We start from the raw sequence: 8000 nt of genomic DNA, 5'->3' as shown, positions 1-8000 counted from the left end.
GAAGCGACAAGCAATGAACCCATGGCGCAGATCGCCGCAAGCGCACATGCGCAACTGATGATGGTCTGGGCACACCGCTATCAACGCCAAGCGCCAACCGAAAACGCGGCGCGGCGCTTGATGCGGGCCTTTTGTGCCCTGCTGGTCCAATCCCAGAGCACGTCCAAGGGCGGTGCCAATATGGCTGATTACGCCAGCAAGCTTGGCGTGACGCCAACCCATCTGACACGCGTGTGCAAAAGCGAAAGCGGCATGACCGCCGCTGATCTGATCACCCAGCACACTTTGCAAAGGGCTTGCCGTATGCTGGAGGACGAAGGCATGAAAGCCATCGACATCTCAAAGCGCCTGAATTTCTCAACGCCTGCCTACTTCACACGCTTTATAAAGACCCACACGGGACAAACGCCCTCGGCCATTCGCTCAGATGCCATGGCAAGCCGAAAAGCAGCCGCCTAGCATCACGACAAGTTGACCAAGGGGAAGTCGTATTTCCCGCTTGCATTCGAACCCAATGTCGCTTTTGATCGCGAACGATGTCGCTTTCGGACCTCAGATTGTCGAATGGGTGAATTGACGTAGCCCCTTTTCTAGTGCCGAATGCGATGACTTGGGGAGCTTGAAAGAGACTGCGTAATTGGCAGGCTCTGCGATTTCGACCCCACAAAAATTATAACTGTGTCACAGGGAGAAAAAGATGACGCATGAAACCAACACCGGCCAGCGGCTTCCTCCAGCGGCCACGATGTACGCTGAAGAGTTCAAAGCAGGTCTTATGGATCGCCGTGAATTCCTTGCAATTGCAAGCGTATTTGGCGCGACCGCAGCAACCGCTTACGGCATGCTCGGTATTGCTGCACCATCAGAGGCAATCGCTGCTGAAGGCAAAAAAGGTGGCATCCTAAAAGTATCCACAAATGTACGCGAACTCAAAGATCCACGTACATTTGACTGGTCTGAAATGGGCAACCTTGCCCGCCAGTTCCTTGAACCACTTGTTCGTTATAACCGCGATTTTACGTTTGAAGGACGTCTGCTCGAAGGTTGGGAAATCAACGATGATGCCACTGTGTATACCCTAAAAGTACGTAAGGGTGTTAAATGGAATAATGGCGATGACTTTAATGCTGATGATGTCGTTTTTAATATGACGCGTTGGTGTGACAAAGCTGTCGAAGGTAACTCTATGGCAGGTCGCATGGCGACACTTATCGACGAAAATACGGGTAAAGCCATCGAAGGTGCTATTGAAAAAATTGACAGCCATACTGTTCGCCTAAATTTGCCAAAATCAGACATCACTATCATTCCGGGAATGAGTGATTACCCAGCCTTGGTAGTGCATCGTGACTTCGAGAAAATGGGGAGCGATCTTCCTTCTAATCCAATCGGTACAGGCCCATTCGAATTTGAATCATATGAAGTTGGTACTTCCGCATCTGTTAAACGTCGGACAAATGGAAAATGGTGGGACGGCGACGTCTATCTGGATGGTATTGAGTTCATCGACTACGGTACAGATCCTTCTGCCGAAGTTGCTGCGTTTGAATCTGGAGAAGTACATACCAACTACGAAACGACAGCCGATTTCATTGAAATTATGGACAGTTTGGGCCTAACCAGATCAGAGGTAGTAACATCAGCCACGGTTGTTCTTAGAACCAATGCAACTCACAAACCCTATGATGATCAACGTGTTCGTAAAGCCCTGCAGATGGCTGTGGACAATGAAACCGTCCTTCAGCTCGGCAACGGAGGAGCAGGTACCATTGCCGAAAACCACCATGTGGCCCCTCTTCACCCGGAATATTACGAGCTGCCGAAACAAGAGCGTGATATTGAAGGCGCGAAGAAGCTCATGGCAGAAGCTGGTCAAAGTGATTATGAGCATGAACTTATCTCAATTGATGACGATTATCGTAAAAATACGGCTGATGCCGTAGCCGCGCAAATCCGTGAAGCCGGGTTCAAAGTCAAACGTACAGTACTGCCCGGATCAACCTTCTGGAATGACTGGACCAAGTATCCTTTCTCTATCACCAACTGGAATATGCGCCCGCTGGGTGTTCAAATCATGGCGCTCGCTTACCGATCAGGAGAAGCCTGGAACGAAACCGCACATAGCAACCCAGAATTTGATGCAAAAATGGAACAGGCGCTTGCGGTTGCGGATGCTGATAAACGCCGGGAAATCATGAAAGATCTTGAACAGATCTTGCAAGATTCCGGACACATAATCCAGCCATATTGGCGTTATCTCTTTAATCATGCGGCACCCAGCGTCCGTAATCACGGCATGCATCCGCTTTTCGAATTCCATTTCGAAAAAGTCTGGCTCGACGACGCATAATTGTATTCTTGGAACAACCAAAGGAGTTTCGGCCCCCGAAGCTCCTTTGGTTTACCAAAAACATAAAAAATTATGCGTTCAAACAACGGGGCAGATATGGTTACATTTTTTTTGAAACGCTTGGGCGTCATGGTATTAACCATGTTATGCCTAACGATTGTTGTCTTTTCACTTGTTAATCTAGATCCCAATCTTCGTAAGCTTTCTATTTCTCAAACGAATATGAGAGCAACAGATGTTGAGATTGAATCCTGGTTGGTAAACAATGGTTACCGAGACCCCTTTATTGAACGATACGGATCATGGCTAGGTCTCTGGCCCAGACAACCTAATATAGATCAAAAAACAGGCGAAGCAGTATCGCGTTTCAAATATTGTGATGATCCCACGGCCCCAACCTTTTCCGGTGTTATTCAAGGAGACTTTGGATGCTCTACAAAGTTTAAGAAAAAGGTTGCTGATAAACTGGTCCCTGCCCTGCAATCAACAGGTTGGCTGATGTTTTGGGTTATGGCCGTCATGATTCCCTCTGCCCTGGTGATCGGTATTCTTGCCGGTATGCGCGAAGGATCGCGCATGGACCGTAGCCTATCCATTGTGTCCATCACATCCACAGCAACGCCAGAATATGTATCCGGTATCTTTTTTACCGTCATATTTGCTTCGTGGCTGGGATGGTTAAACGGTTCAGCAGCAACAGCAACGTCAAAAGGAATAACCTTTTACAACTTCGCCCTCCCCGTTATGACAATGGCTATTTACGGCATGGGTTATATCGCCCGGATGACACGTGCTTCAATGGTAGAGGTTATGACAGCACAGTATATTCGAACCGCTCGGCTTAAGGGCATGGGCTTTTACGCCGTCATTATCAAACATGCTCTTCGCAATGCGCTAATAGCGCCCTTTACCGTCATTATGCTTCAATTCCCATGGCTTCTAACTGGTGTTGTCATTGTTGAAATCATGTTCAGATACCAGGGTTTTGGTTTTACCCTCGTTCAGGCAGCAGGGAATAATGATATTGATCTCTTGTTGGCTTGCTCACTTGTTTCTGTGATTGTTGTGCTGGTAACCCAGCTCATATCAGATGTAGGCTATGCCTACCTCAACCCTCGAATTCGTGTGAAATAAGGGGGCTACGATGGAATATTTATCAACATTCGACATTATCACCACGACGTTCATACAATTATGGCCCACTTGGCTTGCGCTGATCATATTGGTTGCCGCAAGTTTTGCTTTTCAAAACCAACTCGGTCTTTATGGCAGGTTATTTGATAGTGGTGTTGGTATCGTTGGCGTTCTCATCGTCGCATTCTGGATCTTCACGGCGATCTTTGCAGACATCATCGCCCCTTTTGATCCGCTTGACCAAATCGTTGTCATGAAAAACAAACTCCCCGGTGCCATAGAACCAGGAAGTGGTGAAGCCTTTTTGTTTGGTGGAGACAAGCTTGCACGGGATGTGTTCAGCCGTGTTGTTTACGGCAGTCAGATTGTTCTTATTATCGCCCCGGCAGCAACAATCTTTGCACTAATGGTTGGTATCTCCCTTGGGCTACCTGCCGGATATTACGGTGGAAAGACTGATACCATTCTTTCATTCTTGGCTAACCTCGTTTTGGCCTTCCCGGTTATTTTGCTTTTCTACCTCTTGGTCACACCGGGAATTACAGAGACACCAATCCCCTACGCTATGGCAGGGCTGTTCTTTCTTTTTCCCATCGTCTTTTTTGTAACCCTGTTCTACACGCGGTACAAAAAAAGAGTAGAAGTTCTATGGATACAGCTGGCAATAACCTTGGTCCTCGGTGGTTGGATCTATGCAGGGCTTGTTTTTAATGCAGATCCACTTGGCATCATTTCCATTGATCCGAACGAGCTTAATATTTTTGTCGCCGTTGTTTTCGCAACCAGCCCGGCTGTGTTCCGTATTGTGCGCGGCTTGGTTATGGACATCAAAACCCGTGACTACATAGCAGCGGCCCAGACAAGGGGCGAGACACCTTGGTATATTATGCTTTGGGAAATCCTCCCCAATGCGCGGGGGCCTTTGATTGTTGATGCCTGCCTGCGTATTGGCTACACAACCATTCTCCTCGGCACTCTTGGTTATTTCGGATTGGGTATGGCCCCTGAAAGCCCCGATTGGGGCACTGCTATCAAGGAGGGCTCACGTCTGCTTCGCCTTTATGTACACCCCGCACTCTTTCCTGCTGCGGCTCTGATGTCATTTGTTCTTGGTTTGAACTTATTGGCTGACTCACTTCGTGAAGAGTCCATGAAAGATTAGAGGAAGGATTAAGGGAGATGACGATGACTGAAGACACACCAATTCTTGAGATTAACAACCTTTCGATATCCTTCTTTGTCCGCACGGGTGAAATTCCCGCGGTTATGGATTTTTCTTGCAAAGTAATGCCCGGCGAAGCCATGGGACTAGTGGGGGAATCAGGTTGTGGCAAATCCACTGTTGCACTTGGTATCATGCGGGATCTATCCAATATAGGGAAGATAACCGAGGGTACGATTAAATTTATGGGCAAGGACATGGGGGAAATGTCCGAGGCTGAATTGCAAGACATTCGTGGATCAAAGATCTCGATGGTTTATCAAGAACCAATGGCCAGCCTTAACCCCGCCATGAAAATCGGAAAACAGCTTATGGAAGTTCCGATTATTCATGAAAAGGTTTCCAAAGATGCGGCCTATGCCCGGTCGTTGGAAATGTTAGAGGCTGTTAAGCTGCCAGATCCGGAACGCATGATGCGCTCTTACCCGCATCAGTTATCTGGCGGTCAACAACAACGCATTGTCATTGCCATGGCCTTGCTTTCAAAGCCGAAGTTGCTTCTGCTTGATGAACCGACAACAGCCTTAGATGTTACCGTAGAGGCCGGTATTATTGATCTGGTGAAGGATCTGGGGAAACGCTTCGGAACGTCCATTCTCTTTATCTCTCACAACTTGGGACTGATCTTAGAGACCTGTGACCGCATCACCATTATGTATTCTGGTGAAGCTGTCGAAAGTGGCACCGTCAACGATGTTTTTGATCGCATGCAGCACCCTTATACACAGGGATTGTTCCGATCCATTCCCTTACCCGGTGCCGATAAAAACACCCACCCACTTGTCGCTATCCCCGGACAGTTACCACTGCCCAATCAACGCCCCCGCGGCTGTAACTTTGGACCACGCTGTCATCACTATGTCGAAGAAGTTTGTAATGCAGGCCATATCAGTATGATGCCCGTGGCAAATGAAGAAGGGCATACAAGCCGTTGCTTGCGTTTTCAGGAAATCGATTGGACGGCCCTTCCGGAAAACTTACAGCAGCATGAAGCCATTCAACCCGGCCGTGAAGTGCTCAAAGTTGAAAACCTGAAAAAATACTATCACGTAGCTGCGAATGCCATATTTGGCGGATCAGACACGCGTACTGTCAAAGCCAATGAAACCTTGTCCTTTACGGCCAGAGAGTCCGAAACAACGGCAATTGTGGGTGAATCTGGTTGTGGTAAATCAACCCTCGCCAAAGTCTTGTTAGGATTGGAAACAGCCACTGACGGTACAGTGACAATGGATGGCCTGAATATAGAAGCGGTTGAAGTTGATAATCGTACACCGGAAACCATTGCTTCCCTTCAGATGGTATTTCAGAACCCGTTCGATACTCTCAACCCAAGCCATTCTGTCGGGTCACAAATTATCCGAACGCTTGAAAAGTTTAATATTGGGGCGAACCAGAAAGAACGTGAGAGCCGTATGCTCGAGCTACTTGACCTGGTCAAACTTCCCAGGGCTTTTGCATCGCGTATGCCCCGACAACTTTCCGGTGGTCAAAAACAACGCATCGGCGTCGCCCGTTGCTTTGCCGGTCATCCCAAAATTGTAGTTGCGGATGAACCTGTCTCAGCACTGGACGTCTCTGTTCAGGCCGCGGTTACAGAGCTTCTTATGGATATTCAGCGCGAAGCCAAAACAACAATGTTGTTTATTTCCCATGATCTCTCTGTCGTACGATACATCGCAGATCGTGTGATTGTTATGTATTTGGGTCATATTGTCGAACAAGGCACAACAGATCAGATCTTTGCACCGCCTTATCATCCTTACACAGAGGCCCTACTCTCGGCTATTCCCATTGCGGACACATCGGTTGAGAAAAAACACATCGTTCTTGATGGGGATATTCCTTCGGCTATGAGCCCGCCTTCTGGTTGCCCGTTCCACACCCGTTGCCCACATGTTGCTGAAGTTCCCGGTGATCTCTGCGCCAAAGAAGTACCGGGGATCAAAACCTTGAGTGGCGGACATCAAATAAAGTGTCATCTCGCCGATGATATCCTTGAGCGTATGGAACCTGTCATTAGTTTTGATAAAAAAGAAAAAGATCATACAGCAGCCTGATACCTTTGTGAAAAAAGAGCCGCAGATCAATTTTGGCAGTTAGTCTCTGCCATGACCGATCCCCCCCCTCTTCGAAAGGGCTAGCCCTTCCGACAGAAACGCTAAATAGCCTGATAACAGGATATACAGCATCTGGTGATTTGTGGTAGTTACGGTTCTCTGAAGTGTCGGATACATCCTTCACCTTACACCCTTCCAACAGCCAGAATAAACAATGCTATCGGAAATCCCTTTCCTTTCTGCGAGAGGGAATAATGATCCTGTTGAAAATCATCAGATGTAATTTTTGTATAGACTTTGCCTCCACGCTTCTAAAGCCCAAATACCGAGACTTTTCCTGCTGCACTTGGTCCACGTTGACTTTTACATTTCCCGCCCTAAGACACATAATCGGAAGTATTAATATCGCGAACTCATCTGAAGGATAAACTATTGATCGTTTACCCTACAAAAATAATCAGACTGCGTATAAAGGTGTAATATGAAGTGTTCCGTTACCCCCATCCATTAAATCAGCTTGCACTCCATACAAGTCCTGAATTAACGATTGTGACAATACTTTTTTCGGCGAACCGTCTGCAATTATTTTACCGTTTTTCAGACAGATTAAACGATCTGCATATCTACCGGCTAAAGAAATATCGTGCATCGCAGCAACCGTTATTGTTTTATTGTTTTTACAATACTTAGAAACTTTATCTAAAACGATTAATTGATGCCGTAAATCCAAGGCTGCTGTGGGTTCATCAAGCAAAAGGACTTCGGGTAAACGAAAAAGAGCTTGAGCCAAATATACAAGCTGTCTTTGCCCACCACTCAGCTCATCCAACGTTCTTATTGATAAACTTTCCAAGCCAAAGGTTTTCAGATTGTTATAAGCTTCATCAAGAAGATCCTTAGGAATACTTAAGCCAAGAGATTGTAATCGGCCAAGCAATATAACTTCCATAACTGTTAATGAAGATGTGCCTCCTGTATCTTGTGGCATATAAGCAATGGACGGGTTTCGACTTTGTTCGGCACCATCATCCCAGCGAATGGATCCCAGTGAAGGGATCAAGCCTGAAACAGCCTTCAATAAACTTGATTTTATTTATAGCGACAATAAACGATTTGTGTACTCGTAAGAAATTTCTATCATTTAAAATAGTTTCGTAATGTGATCTTTTTTCGTGCCTCACAATCATTTCATCATTTAAAAACAACTTAGTGTAATTTCCGTAAGCTTCGATGT

The 8000-nt window shown here is 46.7% G+C and carries 7 protein-coding genes; 5 read left to right on the top strand and 2 right to left on the bottom strand.

What is annotated here, in order from left to right; all coding sequences use genetic code 11:
• From Q0241_RS19455 to Q0241_RS19435, 5 genes are all read left to right on the top strand, one after another.
• Nucleotides 1–459: helix-turn-helix transcriptional regulator (locus tag Q0241_RS19455; RefSeq protein WP_299380760.1), on the top strand; the 459-nt coding region annotated here is incomplete at its 5' end.
• Between the two features lie 238 nt (nt 460–697).
• Nucleotides 698–2350, top strand: coding sequence for an ABC transporter substrate-binding protein (locus Q0241_RS19450; RefSeq protein ID WP_299380759.1), 1653 nt, complete (start codon nt 698–700; stop codon nt 2348–2350).
• A 96-nt stretch (nt 2351–2446) separates the two neighbouring features.
• A complete protein-coding gene (locus Q0241_RS19445) occupies nt 2447–3484 on the top strand; it encodes an ABC transporter permease (RefSeq protein WP_299380758.1) in 1038 nt (345 codons plus the stop codon).
• A gap of 10 nt (nt 3485–3494) precedes the next feature.
• Entirely contained in the window at nt 3495–4646 is a 1152-nt protein-coding gene (locus Q0241_RS19440; protein ID WP_299380757.1) for an ABC transporter permease, read from the top strand.
• Between the two features lie 23 nt (nt 4647–4669).
• Nucleotides 4670–6766, top strand: a complete 2097-nt coding sequence (locus Q0241_RS19435; protein ID WP_299380756.1) for an ABC transporter ATP-binding protein — start codon at nt 4670–4672, stop codon at nt 6764–6766.
• Between the two features lie 457 nt (nt 6767–7223).
• On the opposite strand, the gene Q0241_RS19430 is transcribed toward Q0241_RS19435, so the two are convergent.
• Both Q0241_RS19430 and Q0241_RS19425 read right to left on the bottom strand, forming a co-directional pair.
• A complete protein-coding gene (locus Q0241_RS19430) occupies nt 7224–7826 on the bottom strand; it encodes an ABC transporter ATP-binding protein (protein ID WP_299380755.1) in 603 nt (200 codons plus the stop codon).
• Nucleotides 7792–8000: LytTR family DNA-binding domain-containing protein (locus Q0241_RS19425; protein WP_299380754.1), on the bottom strand; the 209-nt coding region annotated here is incomplete at its 5' end. The genes Q0241_RS19425 and Q0241_RS19430, both read right to left, overlap by 35 nt.

The organism is uncultured Kiloniella sp. (genome assembly GCF_937128705.1).
Taxonomy (GTDB): domain Bacteria; phylum Pseudomonadota; class Alphaproteobacteria; order Kiloniellales; family Kiloniellaceae; genus Kiloniella.
Note: the sequence above shows the minus strand (reverse complement) of the source record. Positions and strands in the feature narration are given on the sequence as shown.

Coding starts and splice junctions, on each gene's coding strand:
- Q0241_RS19450 (WP_299380759.1), top strand. CDS start 698: ATGACGCATGAAACCAACACCGGCCAGCGGCTTCCTCCAGCGGCCACG.
- Q0241_RS19445 (WP_299380758.1), top strand. CDS start 2,447: ATGGTTACATTTTTTTTGAAACGCTTGGGCGTCATGGTATTAACCATG.
- Q0241_RS19440 (WP_299380757.1), top strand. CDS start 3,495: ATGGAATATTTATCAACATTCGACATTATCACCACGACGTTCATACAA.
- Q0241_RS19435 (WP_299380756.1), top strand. CDS start 4,670: ATGACTGAAGACACACCAATTCTTGAGATTAACAACCTTTCGATATCC.